The following is a 16,618-nucleotide window of genomic DNA, read 5'->3' as shown; positions in this document are numbered from 1 at the left end:
CCGACAGAACCGGCTAAAGGAGGGACGCGATCATCGTCAGTCGCCCGGATGTGGGCCGCGGCGGCGCGACTGTGGGGCCAGGCTCGCCAGCGTAGTGTCGACGGCCGCTTTGAGGAGGCGCTCGAGCGGCCCGCGGCCGAGGAGGAGTCGCCACGACCAAGACCCGATGAGGACGGTCGCGATGAACCAGATCAGGACCGCGTTCGACCGCGGGTTCCAGACCACGTCGTTGCCGAGCAGAAAGATCGCGACGATCTGCAGGGAGTACACGGTAAGCGGCATGGCGCCGGTCGCTGCTATCGGGGCGAGACCGTTGGCGAAGGTGCGACCACGCCTTGTCGTCGGACGGGTCAGCAGGAGGCACAGGCCGATGACGACGAGGGAGGTGCCGCTGTTCCCGAGCACCTCGAGGGAGGAGTTGTCGTGCGCCGCGGCACTGACCAGGCGCGACGCCAGAGGCGTGGCATCGGGTCCGAGGGAGTCCTGCGCGAGGTACGAGGTCCCCCAACCGATGAATGCGAGGGCGGTGCCGGCGCCCACCAGCACGGCGTGGGTCCGGACCCGGGACAGGTCGCTTCGGCCTACGGCCATCCCGAGCAGGACGTAGGCCAGGAAGACGAGTGCCGGGTAGGGGCCGGTCACGAATTCGTCCATCGGCAGCCGGACCGGGTCAGACATGCCGGTAAGGTCTGCGAGCACGCTGGGCCGGCCATCGGCGGTGGGGGTGGTGAGCGCGAAGATTACCGTCGGGGAGATCACCGCGGCGGCGACGCCGCCCAGCACCAGCCACCTGCGACGCAGGGCCAAGAAGGGGACGGCTAGAGCGAACAGCACGGCATACGCCGGCAGGATGACGAGCACCGGTGTGCCGAGGGCGACGAGGAAGCTGCCGATGAGGAGAAGGAGTCCGGCACGGACAAACGCTGCGATCCGCGCCCGGATCAGCGTCGCCCCCGAGGGGAGGACCTGTCGCCCGCTGGTCAGTGCGAGTGAGAGACCTGCAAGCAACGCGAACAGGGCCGAGGAGCGCCCGTCGGCGATGACGAACCACTCGGGGTCATGCCGGCCGCCGGGCCCGTCCTCACCCAGGTGGGCGACGAACATGCCCAGGACCGCCAGACCGCGGGCGACGTCGATCCCCACCAGGCGAGGCGGGGGAATTCGGCCGGCCGGGCGGCTCACCCCGGCTGCCCCTGCTGCCCTCGGTGGAACGCGGTTGATGGGCAGAATCCTGCAACACCTGGCTCTGCCCAAGGACATCGCGCCGGTACGTCCGCGCACGTCTGGCTACCCGATGCCGCTGTAGGAGTGCAGGCTGTTGAAGACGAGGTTGACGAGGAAGTAGTTGCCGAGGATGGTGACGAACCCGGCGATGGATAGGTACGCGGCCCGGCGCCCTTCCCATCCACGGGTAGCGCGGGCGTGGAGGTAGGCGGCGTAGATCACCCAGATGACGAAGGTCCACGTCTCCTTGGCGTCCCAGCCCCAGGGCCGGCCCCAGGCGTGCTCGGCCCAGATGGCTCCGGCGATGAGGGTGAAGGTCCACATCATGAAGCCGACGGCGTTGAGGCGGAAGGCGATGCGTTCGAGCTCGGGGGAGGAGGGCACGACGTCGAGCAGCCGTCCCCACAGACCGTGGGTCTTGTTCCGCTCTTCCTCCTCCAGCATGACCGTCGCGCCGGCGGCCGGCGTTGTCGTGGGCGGCGCGGAGTCTGGCGCGGCGGTGTGAGTCCTGCGCAGCTCGGCGCGTTCCTGGACGAGCTGGAGGACCGACAAGGTCGCGGCGATGGAGAAGACACCGACGGCCAGCGTGGCGATGGAGACGTGGATGACGAGCCAGTAGGTCTGCAGGGCCGGCTGGACGCCGTCCGCACGCACGTAGAGGACGGCGACGGCGATGCCCAGCATGAGGAGCACCGGGCCGAGGACGAAGGTCCCAAGGAAGCGCATGTCCCGGCCACGTTGCAGCGCCAGGAAGATCACCATCGCAACGAGGGTGAAGAGGATGGAGAACTCGTACATGTTCGCCCAGGGCACGCGGGCGGCGGCGATGGCACGGGTGATGACCCCGACCAAATGGAGGGCGAACCCGAGCCACGTGGTGGTCATGGCGATGCCGGCGGCGCGGCGGCGGCGGTCGCCGAGGCCACGATCACGCAGGCCGGACAGATCGATGGCGAAAGCGATGAAGCTGACGAGATAGGCGGCCATCGCTCCGTAGATCAGCATGAGGCTGAGCTGGCCCAGGGTGGCTTCAGGCATCAGTGTCCTTCCGGGCCGGGTTGTCACCGGCGGGGGTTGGGGCAGTCGGTTCGATTGCGGTTCCGGCACTGTCCTGCAGTTCCGGCGCTGGGCTGGTCAGGGTGCCGGCGTCGCGCAGCACCCGGGCGAGGTCGCGGGCCAGGCCGGGGTCGTCCCCTCTGGCAAGTGCCGCCCCGGTAATGACGGTGCCGCCGTCGGGGGTGTCGGCGAGCTTGACCCACAGGCGCCGGCGGGGGACGAACAGGGAGGCGAACAGGCCGAGCATGGCGGCGATGGAGGAGCCCAGCAGGTAGGGCAGGGAGGGGTCGTAACGCAGGTCCAGGCCGACGAAGCGCGGGAGTGACTCGAACGTCACTGTGCCGAGCTCTTCGGGCAGCTCGATGGTTTCGCCAGGGGCGAGGAAGAGGGTCACCGGCTGCTGCCCGCCGTCGACGGAGCCGGGGGAACCGTCCTCGGCCTCTTCGTAGACCTGGCGCATGTCGTCGGTGTCGAGGACGTAGATGTTCTGGGGCACGCCGCCGTCGAGGCCGAGGTCACCGGCCCAGAGGGTAAGCACCATCAGTGGTGCGTTGGGCTGAGGGTGGACGGAGTACGCTCCCGATCCGTCCGGGGCGACCACGGCGGTGGGCAGGAAGGCCCCGGTGAGGCCGAGCTGCTCACCGACGCTGACGTCAGGGACCTTGATGACACCTTTGGAGGTATAGACCGAGTCCTCCGGCAGGAACGGGACCGGCTCGGAGAAGGCCACCTCGCCGGCGCCGTCGCGAACGGTGATCCGGGGGGCGAAGCCGTTGCCCATCAGGTACACGTTCGCACCGCCGGCGCTCATGGGGTCGTTGACCTTGATGACCTCCTGCCGGGTCGTGCCGCCCGGCTCGCGCACGGTGACGGTCGCGGCGAAGTCGCGGGCCATGGCGTCGATGGTGAACTCCGAGTCGAACTCTTCGAGGGTGAAGGTGAAGGGCTCGAGGGTGCCGGGGTCGAAGAACGTGCCGGGGTCGAAGGTGTCGTAGTCGAGGATGGAGTTGGCGAACGACTCGCCCTCGACGACGATGAACTGCCCGCGGTGGCTGTAGAACTGCCCGGCCGCCAGCGAGAGCAGGACTCCGATCAAGGACAGATGGAAGACGAGGTTGCCGGTCTCACGCAGGTACCCGCGTTCGGCGGTGATGCCGTCGGTGGTGACCGCAGCGCGGTAGCGACCCTTCAGGGCGGACATGATGCTCGCCTGCACCCTCGGGCGGGATTCGGTGACCGTGCGCTCCTGACGGACCGGGAACCGCTGGAAGCTGCGGGGCACCCGCGGCGGCTGGGCGCGCAGGGCCCGCCAGTGCACCCGGACGCGCGGCACGATGCACCCGATCAGCGAGGTGAAGAGCAGCAGGTACACCGCCGCGAACCAGGGCGAGTTATACACGTCGAAGAAGCCGAGCCGCTCCAGCCACGGAGCCAGGCGCGGATAGGTGGTGAAGTACTCGTCCACCCGGGCGGGATCCTGCGGCTGCTGGGGGAAGAGCGAACCGGGCAGCGCGGTGACGGCCAGGAGCAGCAGCAGCATGATCGCGACCCGCATGCTGGTCAGCTGACGCCACATCCAGCGCAGCCAGCCGACCAGGCCTAGCCTGGTTCCCCGCGGTGGTTCCGCGGCGCCGCGCTGTCCTTGCCCGGCCTTGGAGCTCAGATTCGTCGCGTCGACCTCAGTGGTGGTGTTCATGGTTCTCACACCAGCGTCTGGTAGGTGGCGACCAGGCCCTGGAGGTATCCCGACAGCAGGGCCCACAGGCCGGTGACCATGGCCAGGCCGAGCACGACGAGCAAGCCGCCCCCGAGACGTTGGATGCTCAGGCGGTGCCGCCGCAGGAATCCCAGTACCCGGGTCGAGCGCGAGAACACCATCGCCAGCACCACGAAAGGCACACCCAGCCCGAGGCTGTAGGCCAGCACCAGGATCGCGCCGCGGGCCGGGTCGGCCTCCCCGAAGGACAGAGTCAGCACCGCCGCGAGGGTGGGGCCCATGCACGGTGCCCACCCCAGCCCGAACACGACCCCGAGCAGCGGGGCACCCCACACGCCCTGGCGGGGCAGGGCGCGGATACGGGCCTCGCGCTGCAGCACCGGCAGGCGGCCCAGGAACGCCAGGCCCATCACGATCACGAAGACACCCAGGACCCTTGTGGCGACATCGAGCCACGGCGCGAGGAGGATCCCCGCCCAGGAGAAGACCACGCCGAGCAGCACGAACACGGCGGTGAAGCCGGCCACGAAGAGCAGAACCCCGGCCAGCAGCTGGCCCGTGCCGGTGCGCCCCGGACGTGCTGGTTGGCCCTCCTTGACGGTGCCGGAACGCGGCGGCGTGCCGCCGCCCGTTGTCGCGCCCGCCATCCCACCCAGGTAGCCCACGTACCCGGGCAGCAGCGGCAGCACGCACGGCGAGGCGAAGGAGACGAACCCGGCGATGGCCGCGACCGGCAGCGCCGCGAGCATCGGCCCGGTGAGCACCAGCTCCGCGAACGTGCCACCGACCTGTCCCCAGCTCACGGCCGGTCCTCCTCGGCGAGGGTGTCATCGATGAGCCCGCGCAGGGTGGTCGGGTCGATCTGGCCGAGGATGCGGGCGGCGACCCGTCCCTGCCGGTCCAGCACCACGGTGGAAGGCATGGCCTGCAGCGGCACCAGTCCCTCAAAGGCAGCGACGCCGCCGGCGTCCTGGTCGTGCAGGGACGGGTAGGGCACCTCGAAGGTGCGCTCGAACGCCTGCGCCGTGCCGACGCCGTCGCGGGGGTTGATCCCGACCATCTTCACCCCCTGCGGGGTGTAGTCGGTGTGGATGTCCCTCAGGTCGGACGCCTCGGCGCGGCAGGGCGGGCAGGCCGCGTACCAGAAGTTCACGACCACCACGTCACCGCGCCAGTCCGCGAGGTCAAGCTCCTCGCCGGAGTACGTGGTCCCCACCAGGGAGATGGGTGCGGCGCGCTCGTCCGGTGCCCAGGTGGCAAACGTCCCGTCGCCGGCCACGTAGCCGGCGTCCGACCCTGCGGCCGCAGCCGCCGGGGACTGTGGGGTGCGGCCCGGGGCGCAGGCGGCGAGCACGAACGCGGTGGCGGCACCTAACCCGCCGCTGATCACGGCACGTCGGCTGAGGGATCGCCGAGGCAAGGCAGCGGCGCTCGAGGTCGTCTCGTCGTCCGCGCCGCGCGTGGCGGTCGTTCGGCTGGCCGGGGCCGGTGGGGGTGTCATATCTCGCTCTCGGTGTGGGTGGGACGGTGGTGTCTCGCCAGGGAACGGCTGCGGGACGAATCCGTCGGACGGGGGCGGGTCATCGCCTTGGCCAATGGCCCGCCAGACATGTTGGGCTCGGTGCCGTCGGCGTCGAGAGTGTTGAGCCGTCATGTTCGCGGCTCGCGGCGTTCGGGCGGCTTCTCGTGCTCGGTCTCGCCGGCGGGATGTCCCGAGAGGTCGGCGAGCATGTCGTTGTAGGCGCGCAGCTCGGCGTCGTCGTCGCGCTCCGCCTTGCGGTCGGAGCGTCTCGCAGTCCGGTCGTCCTCCTTCGCCCACGCCAGCGCCACGGCGACCGCCAGGGCGAGGGTGGGAATCTCGCCGATGCCCCAGGTGATCGCTCCGCCGACCTCCTGGTCGGCGAGGAGATCGCCGCCCCAGCTGACGTTGAGCTGGCTGAAGAAGTCGGCCGCCAGGACCGTGGTCTGGGAGATCAGTGAGATGCCGAAGAAGGCATGGAACGCCATCGTCGCGAACAGCAGCAGCAGGCGTAGCGGGTAGGACGGCCGCGCGGGGCCTGGGTCGACACCGATGAGGGCGTTGGCGAAGAGGTACCCGGCGGCCGTGAAGTGCACGACCATCAGCAGGTGCCCGATATGGCTGGTCAGGGCGTACTCGAAGAGGGGGGAGTAGTAGAAGACGATCAGCGACCCGGCAAAGTTCACCCCGGCGACCACCGGGTGGGAGAAGAACCTGGCCAGGCTGGAGTGGACGAACGCCAGGAGCCACTCCCGGGGCCCGCGGGAGCCGTCCCTGCGGGCCGGGAGGGCCCGCAGGGCCAGGGTGACCGGGGCGGCGAGCACGAGAAAGATGGGCACGACCATCGCCAGCAGCATGTGCTGGATCATGTGGCCGCTGAACAGCACGCTCCCGTAGGCCGCGGGTCCGCCGTTGGTGACCCAGAAGAACAGCGCGAGGCCCACCACCCAGCTGAGGGTGCGGGTGGTGGACCAGGCGTCGCCCCGGAGCCGCAGCCGCCGCGCCCAGCGCACGTAGACGACCACCCCGGCCAGGGCCGCGAAGGCGGTCATGGGTTCGGGTCGCCACTGCGTGAGATAGGTCAGCACGGTCGGCGCCGGTGGCTCCGGGTATCCGGTCAGGACGAAGAGCGCACCGGCGTTGCTGACCGGTTCCAGTGGTTGGGGTGTCGGCGACGAGCCGAGCGCCACCCCGATGCCGACGACGGCACCCATGACCAGGACCTCGACCCCGGCCAAACGCCAGAAAGCCCAGCCCGCCGTGGCGCCGCCCGTACCGGTGTGGGCGCGGATTGTCGGCATGGTCCAGGTGCGGTGCACCCAGCCAGCCATTCCCAGCACCAGGGTGAGCACCACCTTGAGCAGCAGCAGCTGACCGTAAGGGTGGGTGAGCAGGTCCAGCGGCGTGGTGAGCCGGATCCAGGCGTTCGCGGCACCGGCCACCGTGGTGATCACGAAGGCCCACAGCGCGACGCGGGAGTACCGCTCGACCACCCGTGGAAGATCGCGGCCGAGCCTGGAGGCGACGAGACACAGCGCGACGAGGCCACCGACCCACACGGTCACGCCTCCCAGGTGCAGCCACCACGAGGACACCGCCAGGTCATGGTTCGCAGCCCCCGCCGCGTGCCCGGTCTGCGCGACCGGGTACAGCGAGAGCAGGGCCAGTACGCCCGCACCAGCGACCGAGGCGTAGCTCGTGGTGGCTACGGCCAGCAGCGGGATCACCGCGACCAGCAGCGTGGCCAGAGCCAGGTAGCGGCCCATCTCGATCTCGGTGACGAAGTGGATGAGCTGGACGTCGTAGCCGTCTCCGCCGATCGGCGTCCCGAGGACCGCGGCGTGGGTGAGCAGGAGGTGCGCCAGCTGGGCGAGCGCCCACACCACAGCGGCCATCGCGCCCACCGGTGCGAGGAGGTGCCACGCGTCGCCGCTGTCGCGTGAGTCACCCCGGCCCGCTGCGGGGCGAGGCAGCACCAGGGCGCACAGCGCGAACGCACCGATGGTCACGGTCGCGCTGGCCCAGGTGAGGGCGGTGACGACGGGCAGACCCCAGCGCACGATCGGGCCGGGATCGAACAGCTCGGGAGGGCCCGCGGCACCGGTCAGGGCCAACCCGGCCACCATGGCGACAAGCACCAGGGGCAGGGCACCCAGGGGGAACCACCACACCCTGGTCTGCACTGGTCGGCGATCAGCCTCGGGCTGCGCACCGGGACGTGCCTGTGCCCGCTCCGGGGTGCCGCGGGCACTGTCTGCGCCGTCACCGCGACCAGCGGACGCGGTCGTCTTCATAGGATCACTCACACAGGTGTCGGAAGTAGTCTGTCGTGGTCAGCCGCGACCGCTAGCCCGGCGGCCGTGCCATCTGAGCACGACCAAAAGGAGTTGCCTGGAACGGCTGGCGCGCAGCCTCCGATGACTGTCGAGCCGCGCGACGGCCCGAACTGGTCGCGGCCGGCGCAGCGCGCCACCGCGGTGAGCGGTCATCGATCATGTCGGTCCTCTTCCGTGCGCTGGTCGACGACCCGACTCCTGCCCTGGGTCTCCGGGCTGGCGTAGATGGAGTCGAGCACGTCACGGTTCGGCGCGGTGGAGTCCATCGACGCGACCTCGGGGTGGTGCAAGTCGAACGCCGGGCGCTCGGAACGGATCCGGGGCAGGGAGGTGAAGTTGTGCCGCGGGAACGGCGACGCGGTGGCCCACTCCAGGGAGTTGCCGAAGCCCCACGGGTCGTCCACGAACACGGTGCGCGGGCCGCGCATGGTGACCCAGACGTTCCACAGGAACGGCAGCGTGGAGATCGCGATGAGCACCGAACCGACTGTGGAGATCTGGTTGTACAGGGTGAAGCCGTCCTCCGGCATGTAGTCGGCGTAGCGGCGCGGCATGCCCTGCACACCGAGCCAGTGCTGGACCAGGAACGTGGTGTGGAACCCGATGAACAGGATCCAGAACTGGATCTTGCCGAGCCGCTCGTCCAGCATTCGCCCGGTCCACTTCGGCCACCAGAAGAAGAACCCGGCGTACATGGCGAAGACCACGGTGCCGAAGACGACGTAGTGGAAGTGGGCCACGACGAAGTAGGTGTCGTGCACCTGGAAGTCCATCGCCGGGCTGGACAGGATCACCCCGGTCAGGCCGCCGAAGAGGAACGTGACCATGAACCCGACCGAGTACAGCATCGGGGTCTCGAACGTGACCTTCCCGCGCCACATCGTGCCGATCCAGTTGAAGAACTTCACCCCGGTGGGGACCGCGATGAGCATCGTCATCAGCGAGAAGAACTCCAGCATCACCCCGCCGGTGGTGAACATGTGGTGCGCCCAGACGGTCACCGACAGGGCCGCGATGGCGATGGTGGCGAAGACCAGGCCCTTGTAGCCGAAGATCGGCTTGCGGGAGAAGACCGGGATGATCTCGGAGACCACGCCGAAGAACGGCAGGGCGATGATGTAGACCTCGGGGTGGCCGAAGAACCAGAACAGGTGCTGCCACAGCAGCGCGCCGCCGGCCTCGGGGTTGAAGATCTGCCCGCCGAGGGCCCGGTCGATCAAGAGACCGAACAGGGCCGCGGCCAGGATCGGGAACGCCATCAGCGCCAGGATCGAGGTGATGAGGATGTTCCAGGTGAAGATCGGCATCCGGAACATCGTCATGCCGGGTGCGCGCATCGTGATGATCGTGGCGATGAAGTTCACCGACCCGAAGATCGTGCCGAATCCGGTCATTGCCAGGCCGATGACCCAGAGGTCGCCGCCCAGGCCCGGGGAGAACGTCGCATTCGACAACGGTGTGTAGGCCGTCCAGCCGAAGCTCGCCGCGCCCTTCGGGGTCAGGAAGCCGGCGATCACCAGGAGGCCGCCGAGGCTGAACAGCCAGAACGAGAACATGTTCAACCGGGGGAACGCCACGTCCGGGGCGCCGATCTGGATGGGGACCATGATGTTGCCCAGGGCCGTGAACAGCGGCGTGGCGAAGAGGAACATCATGATCGTGCCGTGCATGGTGAACAGCTGGTTGTACTGCTCCTTGGACTGCAGCAGCATCCCCGGCTCGAACAGCTCGGCACGGACGACCAGGGCGAGCACGCCGCCGAACATGAAGAAGAGGAACGACGCGATGACGTACATGTAGCCGATCGTCTTGTGATCGGTTGACGTCATCCAGCTGACGACGGTTCGCCCGAGGTTCTGCCGCTCGGGCCGCAGGCCGGGGACGACCTCCGTGCTGGTCTCTAGGGTGCCTGCCACAGCCGTACTTCCTTCCGACGAACGTTCTCTTGTGCGTTCACGGGCGAGCGCTGTCAACAGACACAGACCAGACCGTGGATCCCTGGGTTCACCAGGTTAGGTCGCTGCAGCCTCCGTGGTCGGCAGGCTCGACCTGCAAGGTGGCGTGCTCGATCCCGTACCTGTCGCGCAGGACGTCTCGTGCGGCGTCGAGCACGGTGTGCTGGTCCGCCCCCGGGGCCGCGACCAGATGGGCGGTGGCGACGTTCATCCCGGACGTCAGCGTCCACAGGTGCAGGTCGTGGACCTCGGCGACCCCGGGCACGTCACCGAGGATGCTGGACACCGCCTCGGGGTCCATATCGGCGGGGGCGTGCTGACCAAGCACGCCCAGGACCTGCCGCCCCAGCGAGAGGGCCCGGACGATGACGAAGATCGCGATCAGCGCCGCAACAACGACGTCCCATACCGGTTGCCCGGTGGTCAAGATCAGCACGCCGGCGATCATGACGCCCACCGACCCGGCGGCGTCGGCCACGACCTCGAAGTACGCGCCCTTGACATTCAGGCTCTCCGTGGATCCCCCGCGCAGCAGCAGCATCGAGATGATGTTGATGACCAGCCCGATCAGGCCGACGACGAGCATCGTCCCCGACGTCACCTCCGGCGACTCGCCCAGGCGGCTGACCGCCTCGAGCAGGACGTAGGCGCCCACCCCCAGCATGATCAGCACCGTCAGTCCCGAGGCGAAGACCTCCGCACGGTAGGACCCGTAGGTCCGCCGCCCGGTCGTGTCGGGGCGGGTGGCGATGCGGGTGGCCACCAGGGCGGCACCCAGGGCGACGACGTCGGCGGCCATGTGGCCGGCGTCGGAGATCAAGGCCAGCGACCCGGACACGATGCCGGCGAGGAGTTCGACGAGGAAGAAGGTCGCCGTCAGGGCGAACGCACCGGCCAGGCGGTTGCGGTAGCGCCCGCCGGCGTGCCCGGCCACGGGCGGCGGCCCGTGGCTGTGACCGGTGCCCATCAGGGCCGCTCCTCATGAAGGGTGTGCTCACGGGAGAGGTCGAGCAGCATCCGCACGTGTGCGTCGGCCAGCCGGTAGTACACCATCCGGCCGGCGCGGCGGTTGCCGACCACTCCCGCGGTGCGCAGCAGGCGCAGCGACTGGGAGACAGCGGTTTCGGGCACGTCGATCGAGGCGGCCAGGTCGCACACGCACAACTCCCCGGCCTCGAGCAGGGCGTACAGGATCCGTGCGCGGCGCGGATCCCCGAGGAGCTTGAACAGGGTGGCCAGTCGCGCCGTCTCGGTCAGGTCGGGGATGTTCTCCCGGGTCAGGGCCACCTTGTCGGGGTGGACCGTGACGATCTCGCAAGCATCGAGCGGTGTGACGTCACCCATCCCGGAAACCTCCACATCTGAGCATCTCTGCAGACGTTACAACATTCCCGTCGACCGCAGTAACGGCGGTCCGGACTGTCCTCGCCAGGCATACGGTCCGGGAGCCGGTCGGAGCGTTCCATGTCCGAGGGGAGTGGTAGCTCAGCCGGACGTGATGGCTGGGTCGGACCCTTGGCAGGGTCAGCGGCCGGTGCGCCGGCGCTTGTAGGCCAGGGCTGCCGCGACGGCGAGAACGATGATGCCGGCCTGCACAAGGAGGATGGTGGTCCACGAAGGCATCCAGGCGGGTCCGTCCTCCTGCGCGGTGGTGCCGGCGTCCGCGTCCGGTGCCGGGCCGGCCTCGGGTGCTTGGGACGGTTGCGGGGCGGCGGTGGGCGTGCTCGGGGTGGCGGACTGCGACGGTGCTGCATCGTCGGCCCCTGCGAGCGTGAAAGTGTAGCTGTCCTCGGTGCGGTGACCGTCGGAGGAGACCACCGACCACGTCACGTCGTAGTCGCTGTTCGGCAGGTCCGGTGGCAGGGCGAGCCGGACCGCCTGGCCGTCGAGCTGGGGCGTGCCCTCGGCCACGACGGCACCGTCGGCGGCGGTCACGATGATGGTGGTGGGCAGGTCGAGGATCTCGGCGCTGAAGGTCAGGGCGACCGCGGTCGGTGCTGCCTCGACGACGGCGTCCTGCGCAGGGCTGGCCTCGATGAGCGTGTCGTGCGCTCTGGCGCTCGGCGCGGTCACCAAGGCCGCGACACCGAGCAGCATCAACAGACCGAGCATCGTCGACAGTGGCAGCCGGGCGGCGCGGGCCGCGGCAGGCCGCGTCCGGGCTGCGACCAGCCTCGGGAAGGCAGTGGCGGACATACGAGCCACCATAGGCAAGTCTTGCCAGGCGATGACAACTCCGTGAACGCAAGTGATCAAGGTCCCAGTCGCAGCCCGTGGAGTGGGGCCGGGTGCTTCCTGGTCTCTGCTAGGGAAGTTCGCCGACGTCGACCGCGCCCTGCGTCTGGAGCCAGGCCAGCGGGTCGGTCGTGGTCAGGTCGTCGTCGGTGTGGATCTCGAAGTGCAGGTGCGGCCCGGTGGATCGGCCGTTGTTTCCCACGCCGGCGATGACGTCCCCGACCTGGACCTGCTGGCCCACCTCGACGTAGAGGCCGCTGGCGTACATGTGGTTGTACCAGCTGTAGAACACCTCGCCGTCGATCTCGTGCTTGACCACGATGATCATGCTCGACCGGCCGGCCTTACCCGGTCCGACGTAGTCGACGATGCCGTCGGCCACAGCATGGATGGGTGTGTCCAGCGGCGCCGCGAGATCGACGCCGGTGTGCGAGGACGACCCACCGGTGAACGGGTCCGCACGCCCGCCGTAGGAAGAGGTTTTCCGGAAGCTTCCCTGCGCGAGCGGCATGACGATCTTCTTCTCGGGCACCGCCGCGGCTATCGTCCCGTGCGCACCCTCGACGTTCGCACCGTCGAGGGCCCCGCGCGCCGCCGCCCGCGACGCGTACATCGACTCGGCCCGGGCCTGTGCCGCGGGGTTGGCAAGCAGGCTCTCGGGTTTAGAACCCGTCACCTGAGCGGCGCCCACCCGGGAATCGAGGACCTCCAGCACGCTGGCCTGGATCTGCACGGCGGGTGCAGCTGCCGCCTCGTGCGCGTGGGCCGAGTGGTCGGCGCCGTCCAGGCCCACGACCGGAGCGGCGATCGTCGTCAGCCCCAACACGGTCAGCACCGCCGCGCGCGGCAGAACATGCCGCGGACGTCGAGCGGATGATCCTGGCTGAGGTCGCAACTGGCGGCGAGTGATCCCCGGTACTTCCGCGAGCTCCTCGGTCGGGGAGTCCGAACCCTGGCCGGCGCACCGTTGACCGTGGCTAGTTCTCGTCGGCACGGTCACGCTCAGTGACCGAGGCGAATCTTCGCGATCAGCAACGTCGGCCTGGCGTGCCGCTTCGCCCTCGGCCTGGGCCTCCCGAGTCCGCTCTCGTTCACGAATCTGCCGTCGGGTCAGCGGTACCCGCACCTCTTCGGGCACAGCAGCATCCGACATCGATCAAAGCCTCCACGAAACAGACAGACACGCCCTGGCGTCGGCGCAGGGCAACTCAAGCGTCACGAAAGGGTAACGGTCAGGCAGCACCTAGAAAACCACCTCGCCGATTCCGTGACCTCTTCCACATCCGCCACGGAGCATCTGGAGCTCTCGTGTCGCCCGGGCGGGGATCGACGGCAGAGAGTCGCGACGCGTCGAGGCCGCGGCACCGCGGCCAGGTAAGCAACGAGCTGACCTCGACCCGACCGCTCGTCGCCCCGGCCGCACACCACCTGTCGACCGTCGGTGTGTCCCCGACTGGGCGGTTGTGTGTTTTCCTAACAGTCGGTGCGGATTGTCCGCACTGTTCGTGACGTCCGGACGGCGGAGTGCCGCGGGGGCAGGAGCCTGGTTCGAAGTGAGCAAGAATGTGAAGTTCTCGGCCGCGCTGGTCGCGGTCTTCGTCGCCGTAGTCGCCCTCGCGGTGGTGCTGGTCGGCCGCGCGGGCAGCGATCCCACGGCAGTGGCCGAGAGCGACGAACTCGCCGCGGCTCCGGTGGTGCGCGAGAACAGTCACCGCCTCTCCACCGCTTCTGACGGTCGGGTCACGCTGGTGGAGTTCCTCGACTTCGAGTGCGAGGCGTGCGGGGCGGCCTACCCCTTCGTCGAGCAGCTCCGCGACGACTATGCCGACCAGGTGACCTTCGTCGCCCGCTACTTCCCGCTCCCGGGCCACGCCAACGCCGAGAACGCCGCGCTGGCCGTCGAGGCAGCTGCCCAGCAGGGCCAGTTCGAGGCGATGTACCAGCGGATGTTTGAGACCCAGGCCGAGTGGGGGGAGCAGCAGACCTCCGAGGCCGATCTGTTCCGTACCTTCGCCGAGGACCTCGGGCTCGACATGGCGGCCTACGACAAGGCGGTGGCGGACCCGGCGACGCTCGAACGCGTCCAGCAGGACGTCTCCGACGGCCTGGCCCTGGGGGTGCAGGCGACCCCCACGTTCTTCCTCGACGGCGAGATGATCGCACCGGCATCCCCCGACGAGTTCCGCGCGCTGATCGACGCCGCTCTTGAGGGCTGAACCGGCGGCCCCGCCAGCGACGCGCGCCAGCAACGACGACGTCGCCGCCGGCATCGACGGTGCCCCGCCTCGGCATCTGGCGGTGCTGCTGGCACTGGGCGGGTTGGCGGGTCTGATTGCGGCCGTGGTGTTGCTGATCGAGAAGATCGCGCTGATCGCCGACCCGAGCTATGTGCCGAGCTGCAGCATCAACCCGGTGCTCAGCTGCGGATCGGTCATGACCACCCCGCAGGCCGAGGCCTTCGGCGTGCCGAACCCGCTCATCGGCGTCGCCGGCTTCGCGGTCGTCACCACGGTCGGTGTAGGGCTCTTCGCCGGCGCCCGTTACCGGCGCTGGTTCTACCTCGGCCTGCAGGCCGGCGTCACCTTCGGTGTCGTCTTCGTGCACTGGTTGATCTTCCAGAGCCTGTACCGCATCGAGGCGCTGTGCCCGTACTGCATGGTGGTGTGGGTGGTGACCATCGCGGTGTTCTGGTACACCACCCTGCACAACGTCGACGCCGGCCACGTCCCTCTCCCCAGGTCGGCGCGCCGTACCGTGCGAGGCGTCGCCGGGTACCACGGAGTCGTCCTCACCGGCTGGTACCTCACCGTGGCGACACTCATCCTCATCCAGTTCTGGACGTACTGGCAGACCCTGCTGTAGCCGACCACTGTCCGAGGGCGTCACGATTGAGCGGTGACAAAGCCCGGGATGACCTCTCAGCGGCGGTCCGGCGCGACGCTGAGCAGCCGTCCGAGGCCAGGTACGAACCGGCCCGCGGTCCGGGCGTAGGAGAGGTAGGCCGGTCCGTGCACCCGCACCAGGTACGGCTCCTCGACGAAGCGGACCTGAAGCTCGACCGCTACCACCAGAGCGAGAAGGCCGGCCAGGGTCGCAAGACCAGGAACCATCAGCGTCAACCCCAGCAGCGCCGCGATCATCGCGGTGAACACGGGATTGCGAACCTTGGCGAAGGGCCCGGTGGTCACCAGGCCGGTGCGCTCCTCCGCGTCGACGCCGACGCGCCAGGAGGCGCCCATCCCCGCCTGAGCGACCAGCACACCCACCAGGGCGGCGACCACCGTGAGCAGACCCACCCACCGCACCCACTCCGGCGACGCGAACGCCTCGACCAGACCCGCCAGGGCCAGCGCAGGGCCCAGCGCGCTGAGCACCAGCGCCGCGGCGAAGAGCGCACCGCCCCACCACTCGACCGACCCGAACGCGCCGGAGAGCCCGCGGAAGCCGCTCGAACCGGTCCGGCGGCGATGCGCCCACGAGCGAACCCCGAACGTCACGATCAGACCCGCACCATACAAACCCAGGGCCAGCCCTGCGGCCACACCGGTCGACATCATCCCTCGTCACCCCTCCGTGACATCGCCGGCCAGTCCCGGCGCACATCGGCGGACGGGCTTGATCCCGAACCGCCCACCCGCATAATATCGCCCTATGACGATGCCAACACCTAATGCAGGTATAAGCGACGAGCCGGGTGCTGTCGACCCAGCCGCCCTGGCGCCCGCCGCCGCGCTGTTCCACGGACTGTCGGACCCGGCCCGCCTGGCGATCTTGCAGCATCTGAGCGTGGGGGAGCACCGGGTGCGGGACCTGACCGAGCACCTCGGGCTGGCCCAGTCGACGGTGAGCGCCCATCTGGCGTGCCTGCGCGACTGCGGTCTGGTGAACTCCCGTCCGGAGGGACGGGCGTCGATGTTCTCGCTGACCACGGCCCCCGAGCTGCTCGCGGTCCTCGCCACTGCCGAGCAGCTCCTGGCATCGACGGGATACGCCGTCGAGCTGTGCCCAAACTACGGCATTGGCACCACCACTCCGGACGCCGAGTACCTGAAGCCGCACGTAGACCTGGAGACCGCCCAGTGAGCGACGCCTGCTGCGCCCATCCCGAGGACGAGCACACCGACGTCCACGACGCCGAGCACGGCGAGTCCGTCGAGCGGCTGTGGGACGTCGACGAGATCCGTGGGGCCGCGCTGTCCGGGGTGCTGCTGGTCGCCGGCTTCCTCTTCTCCTGGGCCGGGCAGGAGGGCTGGTCGCACGGACTGAGCATCGCCGCCCTGCTGGCGGGTGGGGCCACTTTCGTCCCCGGGACGCTCCGCGCCTTGGTCAAGGGCCGGATCGGGGTGGGCACCCTGATGACCATCGCGGCGGTCGGCGCGGTGCTGCTCGGTGAGGTGCAGGAGGCCGCGATGCTGGCGTTCCTGTACTCCATCAGCGAGGGCCTGGAGGTGAATCGCCCCGGGTCTGATGGAGGCTCTCATTCCACGGAAGGATGAGAGTCATGGCAGCACCGAGGAAGTACAGCGTCGAGCTGCAGGAGCGGGCGACGCGGATGGCGATGGACGCGAGGAAGGAT

Annotated in this window: 15 protein-coding genes and 1 pseudogene; 4 read left to right on the top strand and 12 right to left on the bottom strand. The window is 69.3% G+C overall.

Annotated elements, in window-relative coordinates; translation table 11 throughout:
* Window positions 1–36 precede the first annotated feature (36 nt).
* The 11 genes from GD748_RS00080 to GD748_RS00030 all read right to left on the bottom strand — a co-directional run bounded on the left by GD748_RS00080 (window position 37) and on the right by GD748_RS00030 (window position 13,180).
* A complete protein-coding gene (locus tag GD748_RS00080) occupies window positions 37–1,143 on the bottom strand; it encodes a heparan-alpha-glucosaminide N-acetyltransferase domain-containing protein (protein ID WP_193312739.1) in 1,107 nt (368 codons plus the stop codon).
* Between the two features lie 144 nt (window positions 1,144–1,287).
* Window positions 1,288–2,262: a c-type cytochrome biogenesis protein CcsB gene (gene ccsB, locus GD748_RS00075; protein WP_152193190.1), complete on the bottom strand. Its 975-nt coding sequence runs from the start codon at window positions 2,260–2,262 to the stop codon at window positions 1,288–1,290.
* Window positions 2,255–3,976 (bottom strand): cytochrome c biogenesis protein ResB, encoded by a 1,722-nt coding sequence (gene resB, locus GD748_RS00070; RefSeq protein ID WP_152193189.1) that lies wholly within the window; start codon window positions 3,974–3,976, stop codon window positions 2,255–2,257. Before resB ends, ccsB begins: the two co-directional genes overlap by 8 nt.
* Window positions 3,977–3,981: 5 nt before the next feature.
* Window positions 3,982–4,800, bottom strand: a complete 819-nt coding sequence (locus GD748_RS00065; RefSeq protein WP_226920580.1) for a cytochrome c biogenesis CcdA family protein — start codon at window positions 4,798–4,800, stop codon at window positions 3,982–3,984.
* Entirely contained in the window at window positions 4,797–5,387 is a 591-nt protein-coding gene (locus tag GD748_RS00060; protein WP_226920578.1) for a TlpA family protein disulfide reductase, read from the bottom strand. The genes GD748_RS00065 and GD748_RS00060 overlap by 4 nt, the downstream gene beginning before the upstream one ends.
* A 260-nt stretch (window positions 5,388–5,647) precedes the next feature.
* The gene (locus GD748_RS00055; RefSeq protein ID WP_226920576.1) at window positions 5,648–7,687 is read right to left on the bottom strand and encodes a cytochrome c oxidase assembly protein; all 2,040 of its coding nucleotides are present in this window, start codon (window positions 7,685–7,687) and stop codon (window positions 5,648–5,650) included.
* A gap of 314 nt (window positions 7,688–8,001) precedes the next feature.
* Window positions 8,002–9,768 carry an aa3-type cytochrome oxidase subunit I gene (ctaD, locus tag GD748_RS00050; protein ID WP_152193186.1) on the bottom strand — a complete coding sequence of 589 codons (1,767 nt, stop codon included), beginning with the start codon at window positions 9,766–9,768 and terminating at the stop codon, window positions 8,002–8,004.
* Between the two features lie 88 nt (window positions 9,769–9,856).
* Window positions 9,857–10,774, bottom strand: a complete 918-nt coding sequence (locus GD748_RS00045) for a cation diffusion facilitator family transporter (protein WP_152193185.1) — start codon at window positions 10,772–10,774, stop codon at window positions 9,857–9,859.
* Window positions 10,774–11,151: an ArsR/SmtB family transcription factor gene (locus GD748_RS00040; protein ID WP_152193184.1), complete on the bottom strand. Its 378-nt coding sequence runs from the start codon at window positions 11,149–11,151 to the stop codon at window positions 10,774–10,776. The genes GD748_RS00045 and GD748_RS00040 overlap by 1 nt, the downstream gene beginning before the upstream one ends.
* A gap of 180 nt (window positions 11,152–11,331) precedes the next feature.
* Window positions 11,332–12,003 carry a copper resistance CopC family protein gene (locus GD748_RS00035; protein ID WP_193312738.1) on the bottom strand — a complete coding sequence of 224 codons (672 nt, stop codon included), beginning with the start codon at window positions 12,001–12,003 and terminating at the stop codon, window positions 11,332–11,334.
* Between the two features lie 109 nt (window positions 12,004–12,112).
* Entirely contained in the window at window positions 12,113–13,180 is a 1,068-nt protein-coding gene (locus GD748_RS00030) for a M23 family metallopeptidase (RefSeq protein ID WP_193312737.1), read from the bottom strand.
* Between the two features lie 415 nt (window positions 13,181–13,595).
* On the opposite strand from GD748_RS00030, the gene GD748_RS00025 reads away from it, so the two are divergent.
* Both GD748_RS00025 and GD748_RS00020 read left to right on the top strand, forming a co-directional pair.
* Window positions 13,596–14,258, top strand: coding sequence for a DsbA family protein (locus GD748_RS00025; RefSeq protein WP_152193181.1), 663 nt, complete (start codon window positions 13,596–13,598; stop codon window positions 14,256–14,258).
* Window positions 14,259–14,310: 52 nt separating this feature from the next.
* Complete coding sequence (locus GD748_RS00020) at window positions 14,311–14,904, top strand: vitamin K epoxide reductase family protein (protein ID WP_152194292.1); 594 nt, start codon at window positions 14,311–14,313, stop codon at window positions 14,902–14,904.
* 56 nt (window positions 14,905–14,960) lie between these two features.
* Here GD748_RS00020 and GD748_RS00015 read toward each other — a convergent pair whose 3' ends face one another.
* On the bottom strand, window positions 14,961–15,596 hold the full coding sequence (locus tag GD748_RS00015; protein ID WP_152194291.1) for a methyltransferase family protein: 636 nt from the start codon (window positions 15,594–15,596) through the stop codon (window positions 14,961–14,963).
* Window positions 15,597–15,693: 97 nt separating this feature from the next.
* Here GD748_RS00015 and GD748_RS00010 point away from each other — a divergent pair, with 97 nt between their 5' ends.
* Both GD748_RS00010 and GD748_RS00005 read left to right on the top strand, forming a co-directional pair.
* Window positions 15,694–16,125, top strand: a complete 432-nt coding sequence (locus tag GD748_RS00010; RefSeq protein ID WP_152193180.1) for an ArsR/SmtB family transcription factor — start codon at window positions 15,694–15,696, stop codon at window positions 16,123–16,125.
* Window positions 16,122–16,490: pseudogene (locus GD748_RS00005) on the top strand (heavy metal translocating P-type ATPase); the annotation flags it as partial. The gene GD748_RS00010 and the pseudogene GD748_RS00005, both read left to right, overlap by 4 nt.
* Window positions 16,491–16,618: the final 128 nt, after the last annotated feature.

The sequence above is a fragment of the Georgenia subflava genome, from assembly GCF_009193155.1.
GTDB lineage: Bacteria > Actinomycetota > Actinomycetes > Actinomycetales > Actinomycetaceae > Georgenia > Georgenia subflava.
The sequence above is the reverse complement of the archived record's forward strand: the minus strand, read 5'-3'. Positions and strand labels throughout refer to the sequence as shown.

Coding starts and splice junctions, on each gene's coding strand:
- ccsB (WP_152193190.1), bottom strand. CDS start 2,262: ATGCCTGAAGCCACCCTGGGCCAGCTCAGCCTCATGCTGATCTACGGA.
- resB (WP_152193189.1), bottom strand. CDS start 3,976: ATGAACACCACCACTGAGGTCGACGCGACGAATCTGAGCTCCAAGGCC.
- GD748_RS00045 (WP_152193185.1), bottom strand. CDS start 10,774: ATGGGCACCGGTCACAGCCACGGGCCGCCGCCCGTGGCCGGGCACGCC.
- GD748_RS00040 (WP_152193184.1), bottom strand. CDS start 11,151: ATGGGTGACGTCACACCGCTCGATGCTTGCGAGATCGTCACGGTCCAC.
- GD748_RS00035 (WP_193312738.1), bottom strand. CDS start 12,003: ATGTCCGCCACTGCCTTCCCGAGGCTGGTCGCAGCCCGGACGCGGCCT.
- GD748_RS00015 (WP_152194291.1), bottom strand. CDS start 15,596: ATGTCGACCGGTGTGGCCGCAGGGCTGGCCCTGGGTTTGTATGGTGCG.
- GD748_RS00010 (WP_152193180.1), top strand. CDS start 15,694: ATGACGATGCCAACACCTAATGCAGGTATAAGCGACGAGCCGGGTGCT.